This is a genomic window from Blautia coccoides (assembly GCF_034355335.1).
Lineage (GTDB): Bacteria > Bacillota > Clostridia > Lachnospirales > Lachnospiraceae > Blautia > Blautia producta.
Genome location: NZ_CP136422.1, coordinates 3,619,213 through 3,641,162 on the forward strand (window position 1 = coordinate 3,619,213; position 21,950 = coordinate 3,641,162).

Here is a 21,950-nt window from a genome sequence, read left to right on the forward strand (position 1 = left end):
CATCCTGATCTATACGGTCCTGACGGAGCCTCTCAGTCCATGAGCACAACGGGACGGTAAGACGAAACCTGTCTCGCCTCAATGAGGGCGTCCTCAATCTTTTCAAAGGGGAATCTGGATGTAATCAGGCGGTCCAGAGGCAGTTCTTTTAAGCTCAAAAGCTCTGCGGCAACACGGATAGTCTCTTTTGTATGCTTGGTCACACCTGTGATCGTAATCTCCTTATAATGGAACCATTTCGGATTAACGGTAAAGGAATCGTTGGGGCCTGTACCTCCGTAGATGACCAGAGTGCCGCGGATGGCCAGTGCCTGGATAGCTCCCTCGATTGCCGCTTTTCCCCCTGCCGTGAAAAAAGCCTTCTCCACACCTCTGCCGTCTGTGATCTCCTCAACTGTTTTTTGAAGATCTTGTTCCAGAGGATTGACCACATGATCGGCACCAAACTCCAGAGCTTTCTTTCTTCTCTCCTCAGACGGTTCGCTTACGATCACCTTTGCACCCCTGAGCTTTGCCAGAAGGATATGGATCACCCCCATGGCACCGGCGCCGCAGATCAGCGCATAATCTCCGCTTCCGATTCCAGACATATTCATGCTGTGTGTCACACAGGCCAGAGGTTCTGCCAGAATTCCCCGCTCAAATGGTACGCTCTCGTCGATTTTAAACACTTCATATCCCTTGGCAATGAATTTGTCCGCAAATCCGCCGGGTCCGTCCACGCCAGGAATTTTCTGTACATCTTTTGCATTTTCACACTGGTTGTCATATCCCTTTCTGCAGTAATAGCACTCACCGCAGCGCGTCAGACTGAGGACGATCACTTTGTCACCGGGTTTCAGCTTCTGCGCTACTTTGCTCCCTGCTTTTTCCACAACGCCGCAGATTTCATGGCCGCCTGCAAAGGGAAATCCCTGGGATTTGCCATAATAATATCCCTGTTCAAAGGTACAGATGCCCACTGCCTTGACGTCTATAAGCACCTCATCCTCCTGCATTTCGGGCAGTGTCACATCTATCATCTCTATTTTGCCAGGTTCCGGCATAATTGCTGCTCTCATATTCTTCTCCTCCTGCTTTTTATCCTCTTAAAATTTCATAAGCTTCCTCTACTGACACATTTCTGTGGATAATGGCAGAAAGTGCTCTGGTCATGCGCACCGTATTGCCTCCGCCCCAGACATTCCTTCCAATCGCCACACCGCTTGCACCTGCATCCATAGCTGCCTTTATGGATGCCAGGAACTCTTTTTCGTCATCTGTCTTCGCGCCGCCCAGAACAACCAGAGGCACGAATGTCTCATCCACGACTCTTTCAAATCCCGGTGCATATCCCACTTTCATGAAGTCGCATCCTATCTCGCAGGCGATCCTTGCGCCTCTCGCAATATTATCCAGAGTCTTGAACTCTTTTCCTGCATCGAATCCGCCCGGTACCGGCTCAGAACATACCGGCATTCCTATGCTGTCACAGTAAGCAATAGCCTCGGCCAGATGCGGATATGTCGGTTCCTCCACACCTATACCCTGTCCCACATTTACCATAACCGCGTCTGCTCCCATACGCAGGGCATATTCCGCATCAAATACAAGTCGGCTGTCATGCCCCTGTCCCATATAAGTGGGAGGCAGGTCCAGTCTGGCTATATATCCCAGCGGTGCCAGCTCTTTCGCAAACTTTCTGGCAACTCCAAAGTTGCACAACACCGCGTCTGCCCCACCCTCTGCAATCTGGCTCAAAGTCTCACCGGGATGTTCCAAACCGGCTGATGCACCGTTAAAAGTACCGTGGTCCATGGCAACGATCAGCGCTTTTCCATCCTCTTTAAATATGTGGCTCATTCTTCTTGTTTTCAAATTCATACTATCGTATCCTTTCTGTATTTCCCATTCGGGTGTTTTTATTTTTCTGTTGCAGGGTAAATCATCCTGTATCTTGTATAGAAGAAATGGGGACTGTGTATATGCATAGTCACAATTTCACTGTGTGGGTGGCTGGTAGACGGGAAGGACTGGCTGGATGTGCCGATTCCTGTAGCCTGTCCGCCTACAAACACACAGGAAGTATTGATAAATATTTCATCCAGAACCCCTTCACGCATCATGTGGTGACAGTATGTTGGAGATTCCACCAATACCTTTTCCATTCCCATGGCTCTCAGCACTTTCATGATCTCTGTAGTATCTGTGTCAGAACCTTCTCCTGTCACCAAAACTGCAATCTTACCCAGATTTTCTTCTGTCAAACAGCGGATTTCTTTTCTGTCAGCCTCACTGTCTGCTGTTGGAAGCTTATAATAAGGTTTGTTGATCTCCTTTTTCAGGTTCTCGAACCCATTGGGGGAAGTTGCGATCACCACCGGAACCTCTTCCTGTCCAAAAACAGGATTTCCAAAGGGTATTTTCCTGCCGGATGTAGTCACAATAACCGTCCAGGGGGCCAGGGGCCTTCCATTTTCAGTTCTGGCCTGCAGCAGATCCGGGTCATAGGCACTGCCCGAATATTCCGGCTCTTTGATCAGTGTGCCGCTGCCGATAATGATTCCGTCACAGTTGGCTCTCAGAAGATTGAGGACCCAGAAATCAGCAGTTGCGCCGTCTTTATCCAGCATATTGGTCTTTGCAATCATGGGTCCCACTTCATTGTCTTCAAAGGCAATCTTCCCGTCCACGGACATAACATAAGATGCGTAAGTAAGCGGCCTCTCTTTTGGTGTCTCCCCAAACATCAGCTTTCCGTACACTCTGTCCGTCTTCTTGCAGGGAAGACCTTCTTTTACATACCCCATTTTTTCCGTATTGTCATAAATCTTTTTTAATTCAATGGGTTTTTCATCAAATTGAATCTGTGGTATTGCCATAGTACCTTCTCCTTTTCCTTGTACATTCTTTTATATTATCACAAGAACCTTCCGGTTCCTGCCTTTATCTGCAACAGCCTTTATCCGGGCGTCCCCTTGCAAAAGGCCGGTTACATTCCATTTAAATTTGAATCTTTTCAAACAATTTTTTCTTCTCCCTGTGCTCTGCAAAAAAGCACCCGGCTCCCACCGCAAGATAAATCACAGAGAACATGACCCCTGTACGCGGCAGCCAGCTCATCTGTTCACAGTGTATAAAGCCCATCGCTGACAGAACTGCCAGCAGAATTGCCGTGAACCCTGCCGCCTTGAATCTTCTCCGGTAAATATATGCCATCCAGGCCGCATAGAGCAGGCTGGAAGCAAATGCGCCGTAAGACAACACCTGAAATGCATAGACAGCGACTCCGGCATCACCGAACTTTTCAAGTCCAATCTCGGCCACACTGGTGCCTGCCACAGACAGGACATCATTGATAAGATTGCAGATATACTGGGCTAGTATAGGAAACAGCGATACAAATATCACACTGCTGTACTCCTTCTCCAAGTTGTCCACAACCTCTGATGCCACGGTGAGACCTACGAATACAAGAAGTATGATGATCACTTCATAGGGTACGATTTCCAATATCATGAGCGGTATCCCGAAAAAGCAAGTGAGATACATCACTGCCATACAGAGCGTATATCCGCTCCTGGTCCCAATCTTCTTCCATCCCGGATGTCCGTAATAGACGGATGTTGGAAAAGGGCTTCCTGTGAAAGAGGAAACTATTGTCGTCATCCCATCCAGTATCATGCTGCGTTTCACAGGATATCTGTCTCCTGACATGGCAGCGCTTTGTACTGCCTGCATGGTGGAGATAAAATTGGCAATCTGAAGCGGTACGATGATGGAGAGATACGGTCCAATCTTCCCAAACCCCTCAAACACATCCGTAACCGTCAGACTTGGCGGATAAAATCCCACAAAATCCAGCGATTCCCGAAAACTCTGTGTACTGCAGTAACCGGTTATCCAGGCCAGCACCCCTCCCAATACCAGGATCACAAGTGTATTCGGGATTCCTTTTACAAAAGGACGTTTTACCCTGAATGCCAAAATCAGCAGGAACAGCGGCAGCACACTGATAACAGGCGCCTGGAATACAGTGACGAATCCATTGAAGGAAAGCCATACAAGTGCTCCGGCTGCCATATTCCCCATCAGCGCGGAGTTCGGTATGTATCTCACCAGATAACGGCTCACAAATCCTCCCAGTACCTCAATGATACCTCCTAAGAAACACGCCGCCAGTGCAATCTGCCATGCCATAACAGCATCCCCTGTTTTCCTGTATATGGGAACCAAAATAAGGAACAGCCAGGCAAATACCTGTGTGGAGCTTACTCCAAACGGCAGTGCCGTCACATCTGTGCGCCCTTCTTTTTTCCCCAGAAAATATGCTTCCCCAAAATAGATCAAACACCCCGAAATGGACCCAACTGCGATTCCAGGCAAAATCTTCCCCATCACGATCTCAGCAGGAAATCCCTCAGTAAGATAAAGCACACCAACTATTGCTGCTATTTTTGAGAACACATCCCCAAACAATCCGAAAAATGCTTCCCAGTCCCCTTTTCCAAAATATCTATATTTCCACCCCAATACCTTTTCCACAATAAATCCTCACCTCACATATTTGTATATACGTATATATGTCTATATGAGCATTATATTCGACGACAAGCATCTTGTAAATAGATTTTTCCTTACTTTTTTGAAACTGTGATTCTGCATAAATTCGTATATACAAATTTATCACTATTTGCCATTGCATTTTTCGTATATACGTATATACTAATTAGAGGAGGTATAATAATTATGAAAATTGTAAAGTTTGCATCTATCGTAATGGGTGAAGGATACACCCCTGAAAGCGAAAAAGCTTTCTTTCAAAATCCCCATAATGATACTTCATTCTTCGGAGTGTCAAGTCTTGAGGAAGCCTGCAAATTGGCTGTGGAGCTGAAGTTACGCGGCTATAAATGCCTGGAACTGTGCGGCGCTTTCGGCGCGGACGGTGCCCAAAAAGTCATTAAGGCCACAGATAGCAAAATAGCTGTGGGATTTTCCATACATCTGCCCGAGCAGGATAATTTATTCGACAGACTCTTTTCCTGAATGGGTTCTCTCTGCCTTCCGCTAAAAGACCTGCACCTTACCAAAACATTTGAGCAAAATCAAAAAAAGCGCCAGAACTCTTTATTTTCCAAAGAATTCTGACGCTTTCGTATTTCTTAACTGCTCAAAATAAAATTATAATAGATTTTTAAACACATCAATTATTTTAACTGGCCTTCCAGCAGTTCTGCTGCTTTTTCCAGGGCTTCTGGCACTTTTTCCGGATTCTTCCCGCCGGCCTGAGCCATATTTGGACGTCCGCCGCCGCCTCCGCCTACAACCGCAGCCATACCTTTTACCAGGTTGCCTGCATGTGCACCGGCTTTCATAGCACTGTCTGTCACCATTGCCAGCAGATTTACTTTACCGCCGTTTACACTGGCCAGGACAACCACGCCTTCACCCAATTTTTCTTTTAACTGGTCACCCAGATCACGCAGTCCGTTCATATCCACATCTGCCACGGATACAGCCAGCAGCTTTGTGCCTTTCACCTCTTTTACCTGGTTCATCACATCGCCCACTGCCTCCTGTGCCAGTTTTGCTTTCAAGGACTCATTTTCACCGTGGAGTTCCTTCACCTCTGCCTGCAGATGAGCGATCTTGTCCACTGCCTCCGCCGGGGTGGTTTTCAAAAGTGCTGCGATCTGAGCCAGTTTCTGTTCCATTTCTTTATAGTAATCGAACACACCGTCACCGGTCAGTGCCTCGATACGGCGCACACCGGCTGCGATGCCCGCCTCAGAAACGATCTTAAAGGTTGTGATCACACCTGTATTGGATACATGGGTACCGCCGCACAGTTCCTTGGAGAAATCTCCCATGGAAACCACGCGCACACTATCTCCGTACTTTTCCCCAAAAAGAGCCATGGCCCCTGTTTTCTTGGCGTCTTCAATGCTCATAACCTCTGTCACAACGGGAAGTGCTGCCTGGATCTCCTCATTGACCATTGCCTCCACCTGAGCCAATTCCTCCTGGGTCATAGCCTGGAAATGGGCAAAGTCAAAGCGCAGCCTGTCCGGTGTCACAAGAGAACCCTTCTGCTCTACATGGGAACCCAGAACCGTTTTCAGGGCTTTCTGCAGAAGATGGGTGGCACTGTGGTTCTTACAGGTATCCGCACGGTCTTTTGCGCTGACCTTTAAAGTCACCACATCGCCTGTCTTTAACATACCTTTTGTCAGTCTTCCCACATGGCCCACCTTGCCGCCGCGCAGCTTAATGGTGTCCTCTACAACGAACCGGGCATCTCCCAGCTCGATCACGCCTTTATCGCCTTCCTGTCCGCCCATGGTAGCGTAGAACGGAGTCTCCTCCACAAATACGGTTCCCTTCTCGTCCTCTGTCAGTGCCTCCACGATCTCTGTATCTGTGGTGAGAACTGTGATCTTGGACTGATGGGACAGATTGTCATATCCCACAAACTCAGTTGTGACTTTCGGGTCTATTTCATCATATACGGTAGCATCAGCTCCCATATAATTGGTCACTTCGCGGGCCTTTCTGGCCTTTTCCCTCTGTTCTTCCATGGCTGTTTTGAAACCGGCCTCATCAATAGTGATCCCTTTTTCTTCCAGGATCTCCTTTGTCAGATCCAGAGGGAATCCATAGGTATCATATAACTTAAACGCGTTCTCACCGGAAAGCTGTGTACTTCCCGCTGCTTTCATCTCTGCTTCCATCTCTTCCAGAATATGCAGACCCTGGTCAATGGTTTTGCTGAACTGTTCCTCTTCTTTAGTCAGAACATTAAAGATGAAGTCCTTCTTCTCATCCAGCTCCGGATAACCGTCCTTGGATCCTTCAATGACTGTACTGCTCAGCGCAGCCAGGAAATTGCCTTTTACACCCAGAAGACGTCCGTGGCGGGCAGCGCGGCGGATCAGACGGCGCAGCACATATCCCCTGCCTTCGTTGGTGGGCATAATGCCGTCGGAGATCATAAAGGTAGCGGAACGGATGTGGTCTGTGATCAGACGGATGGAAACATCCACATTTTCGTCCTTTTTATACTCTGTGCCGGTCAGCTCACAGACTTTGTTTCTGAGGGCGCAGATGGTGTCAATATCAAAGATAGAGTCCACATCCTGCACGGCAACAGCCAGACGCTCCAGGCCCATTCCTGTGTCAATGTTCTTCTGCTGCAGTTCTTCGTAGTGGCCTTCCCCGTCATTTTCAAACTGGGTGAATACGTTGTTCCACACTTCCATGTAGCGGTCACACTCACAGCCCACAGTACAGCCGGGTTCCCCGCATCCATAGCGCTCGCCTCTGTCGTAGTAAATCTCGGAACATGGTCCGCAGGGCCCTGCGCCGTGCTCCCAGAAGTTGTCCTCTTTTCCAAAACGGAAAATACGCTCTGCCGGAATTCCGATCTCTTTATTCCAGATATCAAAGGCCTCGTCATCGTCAAGATAGACGGAAGGATACAGACGGTCCGCGTCAAGGCCTACCACCTCGGTCAAAAATTCCCAGGACCAGCGGATCGCCTCCTTCTTAAAATAATCTCCAAAGGAGAAATTGCCCAGCATCTCAAAAAATGTGCCGTGGCGGGCAGTCTTGCCTACATTTTCAATATCACCGGTACGGATACATTTCTGACAGGTGGTCACCCTTTTTCTGGGCGGCACCTCAGCGCCTGTAAAGTATGGCTTCAGCGGCGCCATACCGGAATTGATCAACAATAAACTCTTATCATTATGGGGAACAAGAGAAAAACTCTTCATAGCCAGATGGCCTTTTCCTTCAAAGAACTCCAAAAACATTTTCCGAAGTTCGTTCACTCCGTATTTCTGCACGGTTCATACCTCCTGATTGTAACTATCATAAATCACTGGTTTTAATAATAGCACAGGAATTGTCAGGTTTCAAGAAAGAAAAGCGGGAATTTTGCGGCCTTCCAGGATTGGTTCTGTCAAATTGGTGCGGAAATACTGGATAAGCGGTCCCGTCGTAAGGGCAATGATAACTGTTGCGATTCCAAGCTCTCCTCCCGCCAGGGTTCCTGCGATCAGGCAGGTGAGGTCAACAGCGATCCTGCAGTATTTGAATTTTCCAATCTTTCTGTCATCCATGATCAGGGCAATGGCGTCATAAGTAGATACTCCCAGGTCTGCAGTGTAGTACATGGCTCCTGAAAATGACATCAGGAAGATTGCGCCTACAAGACATATGATCCTGACACCCAGCGAAGGCGCTTCACAAATGCTTCTAAGTGCTGATAACACCGCATCTGTCATTGCGCCATACAGAAGCAGATTCATAAGTGTAGACAAACCTACCAGACTTTTTTTCAGCTTCCATGCAAACACAAGAAGCACGGCACACATAACATTGGCCACCACAGCAAAACTGGTATGAAAAGTCTGCGCTATTCCGGTCAGCAGTACACTGTATGGGTCAACACCAAAATTGGCGTAGCGGAAAAAAGCCACGCTGACTGCTGTCATAACAATTCCAATAAATGCCATGATCCCTCTTTTACTTTTTCTTTCCATTCTTATTCCCTCCTGAACCTTTACAGAGCGCGCACAATGCGGGCCTTTTGATTTCTCTTGTACTTGTTTCCGGACTCTAGTATAATGACATAAAGCAGTATTTTCTATCAGAATTTCAGCAGATTTTATAACAATATCATCATATTTTAGTTCAGGGGGTGTTTTCTATGAAATCATCTGTTGTATCAGTGGATAAAAATTTAAAGGAACAAATATCACACGGAAATTATGCATTTCCCGTGGATGTGCGCTGTATAGATTTTCAAGCGGAGGGAAACGCCGCACCTTCTTACTTTGTCTGTCATTGGCATCCCGAATCAGAACTGATGCTTGTCCTCTCCGGCGCTATGCGGTATCAGGTCAATGAGACAATTTATGATATGAAGGAGGGGGAAGGTCTTTTTATCAATTCCAACTGTCTGCATATGGGTACGATAATCAGCGGAGAGGCCTCCACTTTATCCGTCATTTTTCATCCCCGTTTTTTGTATGGATACGAAGACAGTCTGATCCGTGAAAAGTATATCTCCCCGATCCTGGACTCAGCCGCCTTTCCCGCATACTCTTTGAGCTCTGAAAATACAGATGAAAGCCATGTCATACCCGGTCTTCTGCTTCGATGCCTGCATCTGTATGAAGAAAAACCCCTTGCCTGGGAACTGCACGTGAAAGCCAGTCTTCTCTCCTGCTGGGGTGCTCTGTTTGCCGTGTTCACAGAAAAAGGAACCAAACGAAAGATAACAGCACGGAGCAGGGAATCCACGGGAAAAGCCAAATCCATCCTGGAATTCATCCAGAGTCATTATACGCAGAAAATTTCTCTAGCAGATATCGCGGATGCCGCAGCACTGAGCACGGGGGAATGCGGACGTATCTGTAAGCGCATTCTGCATCAGACGCCTTTTGAGTATCTGAACGCCTATCGTGTGGAACAGAGCATTCCCGACCTGCTGAAAAAAGATCTCTCCATCACAGAAATCGCATTAAAGCACGGCTTCTCCGGTTCCAGTTACTATGCCGAGACCTTTAAAAATGTAAGAGGCATTACACCTTCCGCCTTCCGACGCAGTCTTATAAACAGCGATAAAGATTAAAGGGCTGCTGCACGAAATGATCGTGCAGCAGCCCCTAAAAATATCCGCATCTATTACAACACTATAGCATACCGCTCAATACAAGTCTAGTAATTTTCTCCTGTTCTGTTATGATGATCTTGCCGGCAATAAAAAACAAGGAGAATAATATATGAGAGCAAAATCATGGGATTGGTATAAAAATAACTGGTCACTGGAAATAAAAAAACAGTCCTGGGCAGAAGATACCAACCGCCAGGTAGATTTCATCATTAAAACTTTACACTTAAACGGCAGCGAAAGAATCCTGGACCTGGCATGCGGTTACGGACGCCATGCTCTGCGGTTTGCAGAAAAAGGATATTCAGTTACCGGAATTGACCTTACCGAAGATTATATCCTTGATGCCAGAATAAACGCTGAAAAAAGGAATCTGAAGAATATATCCTTTATACATACGGATATCCGCAGTATAGATTTCCCCGGTGAGTATGACGTGGTTCTGAACCTTGCAGACGGTGCGGTTGGATATTTGGAGACAGAGGAAGAGAATCTGAAAATATTTGATGTTATTTCCAAAGCTCTAAAGCCTGGCGGCAAACATTTTATGGATATCTGTAACGCGGAATTCGCAGAGCTTCATTTTCCTATGCGCGGGTGGGATGCCGGCAGAAATGCGCTTTCTCTGTCCGAATTTGAGTGGGATCCTACTAAACGGACTATGTTGTTCGGCGGAACCGAACTTCCCTACGGGGCGCCTGCAAAACCACCTGTCATTCAGGAAGGGGATCCCATAAGGCTTTATTCCTTAACAGAACTTCAAAATATCCTGGCACAGAGAGGAATGAAAATAGAACAGGCTTTCTCCGATTTCTCCGGAAAACCTGCCAACAGCAGCCATTTACAACTGATGGTCTATTCCACAAAATACAGGTATTAAATATATATAATTTATGAATTGTTGCCTTGTCTGCAGTGGAACCGGAGCCTGCCTGCTCCGGTTCCATCTATGTATGCGGAAATTTCAAAAAACATCAGATACAGCCCCTGTTATTTTCTCTTATATTTTTGCCCATGATAAAAACTGAAAAATTTCACAAAAATATCTAAAATCCCAACAAAATATTGTATATTCATTATATACGCTGTATAATTAACAGAAGAAAAAACAAATAACTGACTACTATTTGCACAAAAGAAATATGAAAGCCTTAAATAAAACTGTGAACTATACTTCTTACTGATCACCTGAAAATTATGTACGGAATACATAAAATAAAAAAGAATAGGAGGGAACGTGACCATGTAACTTATAACAAAGTCTGTTCTTTATACAGACAGCATAGGAGGAAGGATTATGGAAGAGCACTGTAATCATGAGCAGAACAGCAATGAACACAAAGAAATCAGCAAATCATTAAAACGCTTTTTTGGCGTGGGAGATTTTGGTTTCAATTTTATGACCAATATTGAAACTTATTATTTCCAATTTTTCCTGACAGATATTGCGAAGTTCACAATACCTATCGTAACCCTCATAGCTACGCTCACAAGTCTGGTAGATGCGGCACTGTCCTGGGTATACGGTGTTTTGCTCAACACCATGAAACCCATGAAATGGGGGCGTTACCGCTCCTGGCTGGTGGTGACCCGTGGCTGGTGCCGTTTCTCTATGCGTTTCAGTTCATCAAGCTGAATGATGGAGTGGCAGGTATTGTCATTATCATTGTGGCCACGATCACCAGCCATATTGCCTGGAACATTCCTTTTGTGGCAAATATTTCAATGATCAACATTGCCTCCAAAACACCGGAGGACAGAATGGCACTCTCATCGACAAGGGCTTTATGGGGCGCACTTGGTATGGTTCTCTATTCTTATGTAGGACCGGGGGTTGTATCCATTCTGGCCGCTGTTGTGGGAGCCAAAAATTCATACGGTGCGGCTGCGTTTGTCTTTGGTGCTGTGATGGCAGCAGGATATTTTGCACACTTTAAAATGTTTGAAGGATATGAAGAAAGCGGTGCGGAAGAATTTGCCAGGCTTCAGAGAGAGAAAAAAGCAAAACAGGATCAGCACACAGCAAAGGGACATGGAATGCTGAAATCCCTGGCAGCAAATCCCTATCTTCTGGGACTGATCGTTGCGGATTTGGCAAAATACGTCTACATGTTTGTGGCAAGCGGTATTGCCGTCTACTATTTTACCTATGTTGCAGGCAATGCAGGACTGACAGCCACCTTTATCCTCATTTCCAATCTTTTGGGAGTTGCTGCATCTTATCTTTCCAAAAGAGCCGCCGGTAAATTTTCTGCCAGAAACACGGTTATCATTTCTTATCTGTGCATGGTAGTTGTGCTGGTACTCGGTTTCATATTCTACAACAGCACCTGGATGGTTCTTATTATGGTAAGTATCGCGCAGTTCTTCTGTACCATGACCAATGCCTGCGGACCGGCGCTCTACGCAGACTGTGCAATTTACAGTGAGTATAAAACAGGCACAAATGCCACCGGCATGATCATGGGATTGAGCAATATCCCACTGAAGATCGGTGTTGTTAGCAGAGGTATCCTGATCAATGCCTGCCTGGCCATGGCAGGGTTCTCCCTTGCAGTGGTGCAGTCCAATGAAGTTACAGTAAAACTAGCACGTGGGATCAGCATGGGATTCACTATCATTCCGGCTATCGCAGTAGGGCTCGGAGCATTGATCCTCATATTCGGTTATAAGCTGTCAAGCAAGGATATCGAAAAGTATTCCGCTGAAATCGAAAAGAGAAAACAAAACAGATAACCAAACAAAAGATAAAATAAAGGCATGACCGTGCACTGGAAACACCTGCACAGCCATGCCTTTATAAATTTGATATTTTCTAATCCGCTTAAATATCAAGAGGTAAATACATTGGAGTACATTCAATATCTGAATCTTCCGCTGAAAACCCCATATCCTCTTCCAAATCCTCAAATCCATTTCTGCAATACAAGCCATACCCTTCTTTTGTTGAACTTAGTTTCACAAAAGAAAAACCCACATATTCCCGTCGAATATACTCTATTTTTTCCAAACAATCATTTAATAAAACATCTGATAGATTTATTTTGATCCCGTCATCTGTATACATCTGCAAAAGTCCATGGAATTGTTCATCCAGCGCAAAACAATTTATATGAATAGCACCACCTATCTTTTTTGTGATCTTATTGTCGTACTGTTCTATGTAACCTAATCCCAAATTGTAATAACCTATAATATTTTGATTGTCTTCTGACAAAAATACGTATGTTTTGCCAAAACCATCATCCAACGAAACAGACTCTCTTAAAAATTTATCCAGATAATTATTTCCTGAATGGAAAGAAGATGCCAGCTTTTGCAAACTGGCATCATACTTAACAACATTTAGCGCTTTCTCCATATTACCTCTTCGTAACTTTTATCTCCGCTATTTTTGTAGAAGGATCAACATTGACTGTAAAATCATGAGAACGAATAAACTCTCTCCGTGACTTTGCTTCAGCCAGCAAAGGTTTTTTCACAGATAAATCTTTTTTTGTAATAAAAGGCTGTTTTGAAACACAAGCATAGTTCATGATAATCCTCCTTTCTTTACATGAATTATAACATTAGATAAATTTACTGTAAAGTATAAAATGTTGTCACCTATATCTTTTACAATATTATAGTTTTTACACACCAGGATCAACCAGCAGATCATCTCCATCTGCCGCGCTGGTAGCCAGATAGTCACAGCGCTCATTCATCTCGTGTCCGTCATGTCCTTTCACCCAGATAAAAACCACACGGTGAGGCTCTTTTGCCTTCAAAAGCCGTTTCCACAGATCCACATTCTTAACCGGTTCGTTTTTCCCCCGTTTCCAGCCCTTTTTCAGCCAACTGTCGATCCAGTGCTGGTTAAAGGCGTCCACCAGATACTTGGAATCTGAGTACAGTTCCACCTCACACGGTTTTGTCAGCGCTTCCAGACCCACAATGGCTGCCATCAGCTCCATGCGGTTGTTGGTGGTACGCACATATCCCTGGGAAAATTCACGCTCATGCAGCGTTCCTTTTGCATCTGTGTAGTGGAGGACACAGCCGTATCCTCCCGGTCCATCCGGATTTCCCCTGGCAGAACCGTCTGTATATATTTTTACAAGCATATTAATTTCCTACCTTTTTCCAGATTCCGGTGGATTCAAAATCTGCCACCGCAGCTTCTGATTCTTTTACGATCACTCTGTCGTATCCCACCATAGAGAGCAGACGAATGGCGTTTCTTGTGGTAACCCTGCCCTTTTTCAGCAGATAGTTGAACTCCACGTCATCCTCCTTGACTTCCTCCTCAAAGTGATAGTTGGTATAAGCCCCCTCCAGCATATAGGACAGCTCAATATCATGAGTTGCCGCAAACGGCAGCACATGGGGCTTTCTCAAATGAGCCAGAATGTTGGAGGATGCTGCGATCCTCTCTATGGTGTTGGTTCCCCTGAGCACTTCGTCGATGATACACAGAAGAGGTGTCTCGTCCCGGGACTCCTCCAGTATTCTCTTCAGAGACTTGATCTCCACAATGTAATAGCTCTCACTGCTCTCCAGATCATCCCTGAGTGCCATAGAAGTCTGTATCTTAAAAAACGGCGCAGCGTATTTTGTTGCTGTACAAGTGTTCACCGTCTGGGCAAGAATGGCATTCAGCGCCACGTTTTTTAGGAACGTGGATTTTCCGGAAGCATTGGATCCGGTTACCAGAATGCCCCCGGAGGCCTCAATACTGTTCGCCACAGGTTCATGGATCAGCGGATGGTACAGGTTTTCCACCTTCATCCTCACGTCACTTCCCCTTTTATACCCTGTAAACTCTGGCACGCAGTAGTAAGGCATCGCTTCTCTGAAGGAAGCAATGGAAATGCAGGCATCCAGAAGTCCGTATATCTCCAGCATCTCCTCAGCTTCCGCCCTGTGCTCCTTCATAGCCTTCATCATGGAATTAAACTTGATCAGATCTATGTGGGTCATCATTCGGATATAATCCAGGATAAAGGATTCCGGGCCGCTGGCAAAACCATCCCGGTCCAAAACAAGACTGGCCCCCTTGCGAAAACCGGAAAATTCCTTTTCACAGGCGTTCAGCCGTTCCGTATACCTGTGAAGCTCCCCCATCTTCAGCTTACTCAGGGAATTTGCGCCGTTTAAAAGCTGCAGCATACATCTAAATCCGGTCAGGTATATATTGATGACTTCCTTGTCCTTCAAATATGTCCCCATATTGATACAGGTCACAAACAGAAACACAAAAACGCCGTATCTCGGAACAGCAATGAACGCCGCTATGGAGAGCACAAAAGCCAGACACATGAGGATCTGCTTCCATGTCTTTCCCGCATCATACTCTTTTGTCACATGAATGGCCTGATAGACAGACGCTGTGGGTGGTTTTCTGATATGTGCCAGGATTTCCTGGACCTTCCGGCGTTCCTTCTCGTGTTCCCGGAAAAAGCTGTACAGTTGCTCCTTCTCGGCCAGCTTTTCCTCCTGGAATTCAGGAGTACGGAGCATATAATACAGATAATCCTCACCCGGGGAGGATACGGTCTGATTCAGAAGCATGAACACTCTGTCCATATCCAGATCATTCCAGGTGATATCGTCTATGACAAACCGATCGTCTTTTCTCTCCCGGTAATACTGCGCGATCTGCTCCAGCTTATCCCATGTGTATTCCCGGTCCGGAATCTGGCCCCAGCCCTTTTTTATCTTCTGAAAAAACTCTCTCTGTCTTCTCTTGTTTTCCTGAAACATGGTCACAAATACGACTGCCACAAAAATGACAATCAGCCCTGTCCACAAGGTTGTCTCACTCATAGCTGTCCTCCGTTTTCCTTTTGCCGGTTATGCGCAGAAATAATCCTTTATCAGCTTCAGTGCCGCTTCAATATCCTCTTCTGTATGGGCATCTGACAGGAACATGGCTTCAAACTGTGATGGTGCCAGATGCACCCCATGATTCAGCATATATTTGAAATATGCGGCAAATGCGTTTGTATCTGAAGTCTTGGCAGATGCATAATCTGTCACCTTCTCCTCTGTAAAGAAGATGCATCCCAGAGATGCCACGCTGTTCACCTGGTAAGAAATATTGTTCTCCGTGAAGATCCTGCGGATCCCCTCGAACATCATCTCCCCTTTCTGATACAGCCTTGTATAGATTTCCGGATCTTCATAGAGGATTTTAAGCTGGGCAAGCCCTGCTGCCATGGCAATGGGATTGCCACTGAGCGTTCCCGCCTGGTACACCGGTCCTGCCGGGGAAACCTTTTCCATGATCTCTTTTCTTCCGCCATAGGCACCCACTGGCATTCCCGCACCGATGATCTTTCCATAGGTGACAAGGTCAGGCCTGACACCGTAAAATCCTGCGGCTCCGTCAAATTTAAGGCGGAATCCGGTGATCACTTCATCAAAGATCAGCAGTGCTCCATGCTTGTCACAGAGGGAACGGAGTCCTTCAAGAAAACCGTCCGCGGGAGGGACCACGCCCATATTGGCGCCCACAGGCTCCACGATCACAGCGGCCGTCTGGTCTTTACTCTTGGTCAAAAGCTCTTCCACACTGGTAAGATCGTTGTACACAGCGATCATCGTGTCCTGTGTACAGCCTTTTGGCACACCGGCACTGTCCGGCACACCGCTGGTCATGACACCGCTTCCCGCGCTCACCAGCATGGCATCTGTATGTCCATGGTAGCATCCCGCAAACTTGATGATCTTATCTTTTCCCGTAAAACCTCTGGCAACACGGATGGCGCTCATGACTGCTTCTGTGCCGGAATTAACCATGCGGATCATCTCTACATGAGGGATCCTTTCACAGATGAATTCTGCCATCTCCACCTCTTTTGCTGTTGCACAGCCAAAGCTCAAGCCGTTTTCACTGGCCTTGATCACAGCCTCGCGGATGGCGGGATGATTATGCCCCAGGATCATAGGTCCCCAGGACCCAATATAGTCCGTGTAGGCATTACCGTCCACATCAAATATTTTGCTTCCCACTGCACCCTGAATAAAGCGCGGCGTCTCTCCAATGGCGCCGTAAGCCCGCACAGGGCTGTTCACACCTCCGGGAATCCGTTTTACAGCGCGCTCAAATAATTCCTCTGATCTTGTCATTACCCGATTCTCCCTTCGTCCATAAATCCGGCCAGCTCTTTTGCAAAATAAGTCAGGTAAATATCTGCTCCGGCCCGGTATGTGCTCACTGCCATCTCACAGATGATCTTCTCCTCGTCAATATATCCAAGCTTTGCCCCTGCCTTCACCATGGCGTACTCACCGCTGACAGAATAAGCTGCTACCGGCAGATGGATACTCTGTTTCACTTCACTGATCACATCCAGGTAGGATAGAGCCGGTTTCACCATAATGATATCAGCGCCCTCCTGCACGTCAAGAAGCGCTTCTTTCAGGCCTTCCCTTTTATTGTGGTAATCCATCTGATAGCTCTTTCTGTCTCCGAAAGAGGGAGCAGAACCTGCTGCCTCCCTGAAGGGGCCGTAAAAAGCAGAGGCATATTTTACCGCATAGGACATGATCGGTATATCCTTGTGCTGATGGGTATCCAGGATTTCACGGATCGCCCCCACTCTGCCGTCCATCATATCTGAAGGTGCCACCATATCAGCCCCTGCCTCCACGTGGGACAGGGCTGTCTTTGCCAGAAGCTCCAGCGTTGCATCATTTTCCACATCATGTCCGCACAGCACGCCGCAGTGGCCGTGGGATGTGTACTCGCACATGCAGACATCTGTGATCAGATACATTTCCGGGAACTGTTTTCTGGCCTCCCGAAGCGCTCTCTGCACAATTCCGTTCTCCGCATACGCCTGACTTCCCACCTCATCCTTTTCGTCCGGAATGCCGAAAAACATCACTTTATCCACGCCTGCATTCATAAGCCCTTCCAGGGCATAGGGCAGTCTGTCAATGCTGTATCGGAACTGTCCTTCCATGGAGGGTATTTCTTCCTCCATATTCTCTCCCTCGCGGACAAATATAGGGTAGATCAGGGAACTTTTGTCCATCCTGGTCTCGCGCACCATCCTGCGCAGGGTATCATTTTTCCGAAGCCTTCTCGGTCTGACTGTCATTTCCATGCTGCTACACTCCTTTATTCCTCTGTTATTGTAACTGTTCCGTGCCTTTACAGCTACCTGTTATTCTTCAAGTCTACAACCAAATCCACCACACTGTCAATGGTGGCCTGTTTTGCCATAAATGTCTTCATACCGTATGCGTCTGCTGCGGCTTTTGTCTGTTTACCGATGCAGGCAGCCGTGACTTTTGTAAAGTCAATCCCTTTTACCGCCTCCGCAAATCCTTTTACTGTGGACGCGCTTGTGAAGACCGCACAGTTGATCTCTCCGCTCTCAAAGGCTTTTTTCTCATCGATCATTTCCTGTTTTTCATAGAAGGTGTCATAGGTGGGCACATCACAGATGAAAAGTCCCGGCTTTTTCTCCAGCTCCTGGATGATCTCTTTTCCGCCGATCTTAGCCCTCGGAAGAAGTATCTTCTCATTGCCGCTGCAGGCTTCGCACAATGCTTTTCCCAGGGATTGCCCGTCAAACACTTCCGGCATGAGATCCACAAAAAGGCCTCTCTCCTCCAGTGCCTTTTTGGTGCCCTTTCCAATGGCAGCTATCTTGGCTCTGCCAAGTCTGCGGACATCTGCCCCTGCCTTTTTCATCTCTTCAAAGAACACGTTCACACCGATCGGGCTTGTAAATGCCAGCCAGTCATAGGTTTGGAGCTGCTCAAATGCGTTCAGAAGCGCACTCTGATCTGCGAGAGGAGCTGTGCGGATAGCCGGAAGCTCCAGCACCTCGGCTCCCATCAGACGCAGTTTTTTAGACATGGTGGAAACTGTCTCTCTTGGCCTTGTGACCAGCACCTTATACCCGGCAAGAGGCAGCTTTTCATACCATCCAAAGGTATCCGCAAGAGAACACACCTCACCTACCACAATGATAGCCGGTGTCTCGATTCCCTGACGCTTTACTTCCTTCTCCAGAGTAGAAACCGTAGCCACGATCCGTTTCTGTCCTGCAGTGGTCCCTTTCTGTAAGACAGCCGCCGGCATCTCCCCCGGCATACCTGCCCGAAGCAGGGAACTGCAGATATCAGGAAGCGCCGTCACTCCCATTAAAAACACCAGTGTCCCCTTTGTGCGCACCAGTGCATCAAAATCAATATCATAGGCCTCTCCCTGCTTTTTATGTCCTGTGATAATGTGCAGAGAGGAACAGAAATTCCTGTGGGTCACCGGAATGCCGTTGTAAGCAGGAACTGCCAGAGGAGATGTCACTCCGGGCACCACTTCGTAAAGGATTCCCTCTTTTGTAAGAAGCTCCAGCTCCTCTCCGCCTCTTCCGAAGAGGAAGGGATCCCCGCCTTTTAAGCGCACGACCCGGTATCCTTTCTTTGCCTCATCCACAAGGACCTGGTTGATCTGCTCCTGAGGCATGATATGGTGGGATGCGCGTTTTCCCACATTGATGAGACGCACGCCGGCCGGGATCTGGGATAATACCCCCTGCCCCACTAAGCTGTCATACACCACCACCTGTGCATTTTTCAAAGTCTCCATGCCTTTTAAGGTGAAAAGTCCGATGTCCCCCGGGCCTGCGCCCACAAGCCAGACCTTTCCTGCGCAGGGCTTTTTATCTGTTTCCTGTTCCTTTTCCTTCGCTGTCATATGCTCTTTTCGGCACTCCTCTCTCAGTTTTTTGGCAAGGCGCACACCCAGCTCCTCCGCTTCCTCCCTGGTTCCTTCCAGGCTGCCTTTTTTATAAGCACCGGTCTCCTCCTCGTAATAGAGTCCGGTAAGCATGATCTTCTCCTGATCCACAACCGCGTGTGCTGCAATCGGTGAAGAACATCCGCCGTCTAAAAACCTCACAAAAGACCGTTCCGCCAGAGCCGCGCAGGTGCTGTCCGCATCTCCGTAACCCTCCAGATAGGAGTAATCGTTCCCTTTTCTGCCCTGGACCGTCAAAATGCCCTGTCCGGCTGCCGGAAGCATTTCCTCCGGCTCAAAATATCTGGATATCCTGTGGGTGAGTCCCAGTCTTTTAAGTCCTGCTGCTGCCAGGACCAGCGCACTGTACTCTCCACTGTCCAGCTTTTTCAGTCTTGTCTGCACATTTCCTCTGACACTTTTACACTCCATGTCAGGAAACAGTTCAGCAAGCTGAAGCGTGCGCCTGAGGCTTGAACAGCCGATCGGTTTTGTCTTGTCAAGCTCTGTCACTCCCTGGGGAAGCACCAGTGCGTCTCTGGGGTCCTCTCTTTTTGAAAAAGCCAGAAGAGGCAGTTCCTCGGGCACTTCCATGGGCATATCCTTCAGACTGTGAACGGAAAGCTCACTTCTTCCGTCCAGAAGGGCCCGGTCCAGTTCTTTTACAAACAGTCCCTTCCCCCCCACTTTGTCCAGGGTTCTGTCTAAAATGATGTCTCCTGTTGTCTTCATAGTGAGAAGCTCTGCCTTCAGCCCGTCATTGTTCTTCTCTATGTAGTCTCTCACCATTTCGCTCTGTATTACAGCAAGCCGGCTCTCCCGGCTTCCGATCACTACTGTTGTGCTGCTCATTCCATACCTCCCGGCGTATTCAAAAATTCTTCCACCTTTTCCCGCATCTGTCTCGTCTTTTTGTGGTCTCTTCCCGCTGCGTTAAATCCTATGACTACACCCTCGTGACAGATAATACCTGGAAAATGAAAATCACATTTATTCTGGTCACTGGCTGTATTTACCAGTATCCCCAGGCATTTACAGGCGCTGTAGATATCTTCATTTACAGCTCTGTCATCTGTGGCGGCCAAGGCCAGATCAGCGTCATACAAATCTTCCCTCTCATATCGCTTCTGTTTCCACACCAGCTCTCCGCTTTTTGCAAGCTCTCTGATCTCCGGCTGTACATCCGGTGCGATCACCACCAGCTCACCTATAAATCCCAAAAGGCTTTTGATCCTTCTTGCAGCGATCTTTCCTCCGCCTATGACCACAGCTTTCTTCTGCGTCAGGTCAGTGTACAGGGGAAACAGTTTTTTCTCAGTCTTCATACACCTTCTCCAATCCGGCCACACACTCCATAAACGCATCCTGCTCCAGGGAATCCCTCAGTCCGAAGATCATCTTGTTGACCACTTTTCCTGCCGCCGTATCAATGGCTTTCAAAAGTCTTTCTCTGTCCTTCTCCTCCATGGGTGTCTTTTTCAGGATTTTCAAGATCCGGGCATTCAAATCCTCCACTGCCTCAGTCTTGATATCCTGGATCCTGGGAAATACATCCCGCCCGGAAAACCAGTCGTAAAATTCCGACATCTGTTCATCCAAAATAGCTCCCGCCTTCTCCATACTGGCCTGAAGCCTTGGAGATGCGGCGTCGATCTTAAAGCTGTCAATATCATACAGGGTCACATTCTGCAGTTCCCCCACCTCCGGGTCAATGTCTCTGGGCACAGCCAGATCGATCAGTATCACATGATGAGGAACCTCTGCGTTTTCAAAAAGCTCTTTTGTTATGGTGCAGTTCGGGCTGGCTGTGGCTGACACCACCAGATCACACTGCGGCAGCAGTTCCATCCTGTCCCCGTAATTGATACGCTCACATCCCTGGGGAATGGTCACCATACCGCTTCGATACTGGCGGACTGTAACGGTCACATCCGCCCCTGCCTCTTTCAGAGCCAGTGCCGTCACTTTTCCCATCTCACCGTTTCCGATGACCATACAGGTTTTGCCCTGAATGGAAAATCCCTGGTTTTCCAGACGGTCAATGGCCTGGTGGATGACAGAGGTATTGGCTCTTGAAAAAGCCACCTCAGTCTTTACTTTTTTCGCTGCCGTCACCGCCATCCGAAAAAGCACCTCCAGCACGCCGTCCGTACAGTAAGCGTCCCTGGAAAGCGTCAGTGCGTCCTTTACCTGGGTAATGATCTGATCCTCCGCCAGGATCTGGGATTTCAGGCCGCTGGTCAGGTAAAACAGATGCTCCACCGCGTCCTTCCCCTCCCTTGTGATGAAATACTCCCGGCAATCCTCCTCCAAAACTTCCTTCTCACTGCATAAAAAACTTAAAAGTGACCCCTCCCAATCTTCCTGCACACTGGCCCAGATTTCCATCCGATTGCAGGTTGACAAAATAATACACCCTAAGATATCCTTGTCTTCTTTCAAACGCCCCATAGCGCTCACCGCGTTTTTTTTGGTGAAAGAAAATCTGGCCCGGATATCTACGGATGCTCTGCTGTGGTCGATTCCAATCATGGAAATACTCATAGTTCC

General features: G+C 47.5%; 18 protein-coding genes and 2 pseudogenes. 4 read left to right on the forward strand and 16 right to left on the reverse strand.

Annotated features, from left to right (window positions below; all coding sequences use genetic code 11):
- Window positions 1–32: 32 nt before the first annotated feature.
- The 4 genes from BLCOC_RS16260 to BLCOC_RS16275 all read right to left on the reverse strand — a co-directional run bounded on the left by BLCOC_RS16260 (window position 33) and on the right by BLCOC_RS16275 (window position 4,524).
- Window positions 33–1,061: a zinc-dependent alcohol dehydrogenase gene (locus BLCOC_RS16260; protein WP_115622781.1), complete on the reverse strand. Its 1,029-nt coding sequence runs from the start codon at window positions 1,059–1,061 to the stop codon at window positions 33–35.
- A gap of 19 nt (window positions 1,062–1,080) precedes the next feature.
- Window positions 1,081–1,863 carry a class I fructose-bisphosphate aldolase gene (locus BLCOC_RS16265; RefSeq protein WP_115622782.1) on the reverse strand — a complete coding sequence of 261 codons (783 nt, stop codon included), beginning with the start codon at window positions 1,861–1,863 and terminating at the stop codon, window positions 1,081–1,083.
- Window positions 1,864–1,901: 38 nt separating this feature from the next.
- Window positions 1,902–2,861: a RibD family protein gene (locus tag BLCOC_RS16270; RefSeq protein ID WP_115622783.1), complete on the reverse strand. Its 960-nt coding sequence runs from the start codon at window positions 2,859–2,861 to the stop codon at window positions 1,902–1,904.
- A gap of 121 nt (window positions 2,862–2,982) precedes the next feature.
- Window positions 2,983–4,524: a uracil permease gene (locus BLCOC_RS16275; protein ID WP_207660194.1), complete on the reverse strand. Its 1,542-nt coding sequence runs from the start codon at window positions 4,522–4,524 to the stop codon at window positions 2,983–2,985.
- A gap of 204 nt (window positions 4,525–4,728) precedes the next feature.
- Here BLCOC_RS16275 and BLCOC_RS16280 point away from each other — a divergent pair, with 204 nt between their 5' ends.
- Entirely contained in the window at window positions 4,729–5,028 is a 300-nt protein-coding gene (locus tag BLCOC_RS16280; RefSeq protein WP_207660195.1) for a DUF6506 family protein, read from the forward strand.
- 161 nt (window positions 5,029–5,189) lie between these two features.
- On the opposite strand, the gene alaS is transcribed toward BLCOC_RS16280, so the two are convergent.
- Window positions 5,190–7,829, reverse strand: coding sequence for an alanine--tRNA ligase (gene alaS / locus BLCOC_RS16285; protein WP_029468748.1), 2,640 nt, complete (start codon window positions 7,827–7,829; stop codon window positions 5,190–5,192).
- 69 nt (window positions 7,830–7,898) lie between these two features.
- Window positions 7,899–8,528, reverse strand: a complete 630-nt coding sequence (locus tag BLCOC_RS16290) for a YczE/YyaS/YitT family protein (RefSeq protein WP_029468747.1) — start codon at window positions 8,526–8,528, stop codon at window positions 7,899–7,901.
- 167 nt (window positions 8,529–8,695) lie between these two features.
- Between BLCOC_RS16290 and BLCOC_RS16295 the strand changes: the two genes are divergently transcribed.
- The 3 genes and pseudogenes from BLCOC_RS16295 to BLCOC_RS16310 all read left to right on the forward strand — a co-directional run bounded on the left by BLCOC_RS16295 (window position 8,696) and on the right by BLCOC_RS16310 (window position 12,397).
- Entirely contained in the window at window positions 8,696–9,622 is a 927-nt protein-coding gene (locus tag BLCOC_RS16295) for an AraC family transcriptional regulator (RefSeq protein WP_115622785.1), read from the forward strand.
- Between the two features lie 151 nt (window positions 9,623–9,773).
- Window positions 9,774–10,541, forward strand: coding sequence for a class I SAM-dependent methyltransferase (locus tag BLCOC_RS16300; RefSeq protein WP_115622786.1), 768 nt, complete (start codon window positions 9,774–9,776; stop codon window positions 10,539–10,541).
- A gap of 519 nt (window positions 10,542–11,060) precedes the next feature.
- Window positions 11,061–12,397 (forward strand): annotated as a pseudogene (locus BLCOC_RS16310) (MFS transporter).
- Window positions 12,398–12,485: 88 nt separating this feature from the next.
- Here BLCOC_RS16310 and BLCOC_RS16315 read toward each other — a convergent pair.
- The 10 genes and pseudogenes from BLCOC_RS16315 to hemA form a co-directional block, all read right to left on the reverse strand.
- On the reverse strand, window positions 12,486–13,022 hold the full coding sequence (locus tag BLCOC_RS16315) for an N-acetyltransferase (protein WP_115622787.1): 537 nt from the start codon (window positions 13,020–13,022) through the stop codon (window positions 12,486–12,488).
- A gap of 1 nt (window position 13,023) precedes the next feature.
- Window positions 13,024–13,197 carry a hypothetical protein gene (locus BLCOC_RS16320; RefSeq protein ID WP_018597594.1) on the reverse strand — a complete coding sequence of 58 codons (174 nt, stop codon included), beginning with the start codon at window positions 13,195–13,197 and terminating at the stop codon, window positions 13,024–13,026.
- A gap of 96 nt (window positions 13,198–13,293) precedes the next feature.
- On the reverse strand, window positions 13,294–13,767 hold the full coding sequence (gene rnhA / locus BLCOC_RS16325) for a ribonuclease HI (RefSeq protein WP_115622788.1): 474 nt from the start codon (window positions 13,765–13,767) through the stop codon (window positions 13,294–13,296).
- A 1-nt stretch (window position 13,768) separates the two neighbouring features.
- Window positions 13,769–15,469 (reverse strand): MutS-related protein, encoded by a 1,701-nt coding sequence (locus tag BLCOC_RS16330; protein WP_115622789.1) that lies wholly within the window; start codon window positions 15,467–15,469, stop codon window positions 13,769–13,771.
- A 27-nt stretch (window positions 15,470–15,496) separates the two neighbouring features.
- A complete protein-coding gene (gene hemL, locus BLCOC_RS16335; RefSeq protein WP_115622790.1) occupies window positions 15,497–16,774 on the reverse strand; it encodes a glutamate-1-semialdehyde 2,1-aminomutase in 1,278 nt (425 codons plus the stop codon).
- Window positions 16,774–17,757, reverse strand: a complete 984-nt coding sequence (hemB, locus tag BLCOC_RS16340) for a porphobilinogen synthase (protein WP_115622791.1) — start codon at window positions 17,755–17,757, stop codon at window positions 16,774–16,776. The genes hemL and hemB overlap by 1 nt, the downstream gene beginning before the upstream one ends.
- Window positions 17,758–17,810: 53 nt before the next feature.
- Complete coding sequence (cobA, locus tag BLCOC_RS27615) at window positions 17,811–19,358, reverse strand: uroporphyrinogen-III C-methyltransferase (protein WP_242999090.1); 1,548 nt, start codon at window positions 19,356–19,358, stop codon at window positions 17,811–17,813.
- A gap of 78 nt (window positions 19,359–19,436) precedes the next feature.
- Window positions 19,437–20,252 (reverse strand): annotated as a pseudogene (gene hemC, locus BLCOC_RS27620) (hydroxymethylbilane synthase); the annotation flags it as partial.
- The gene (locus tag BLCOC_RS16355) at window positions 20,249–20,725 is read right to left on the reverse strand and encodes a precorrin-2 dehydrogenase/sirohydrochlorin ferrochelatase family protein (RefSeq protein WP_029468738.1); all 477 of its coding nucleotides are present in this window, start codon (window positions 20,723–20,725) and stop codon (window positions 20,249–20,251) included. The pseudogene hemC and the gene BLCOC_RS16355, both read right to left, overlap by 4 nt.
- Complete coding sequence (hemA, locus tag BLCOC_RS16360) at window positions 20,715–21,944, reverse strand: glutamyl-tRNA reductase (RefSeq protein WP_029468737.1); 1,230 nt, start codon at window positions 21,942–21,944, stop codon at window positions 20,715–20,717. Before hemA ends, BLCOC_RS16355 begins: the two co-directional genes overlap by 11 nt.
- Window positions 21,945–21,950: the final 6 nt, after the last annotated feature.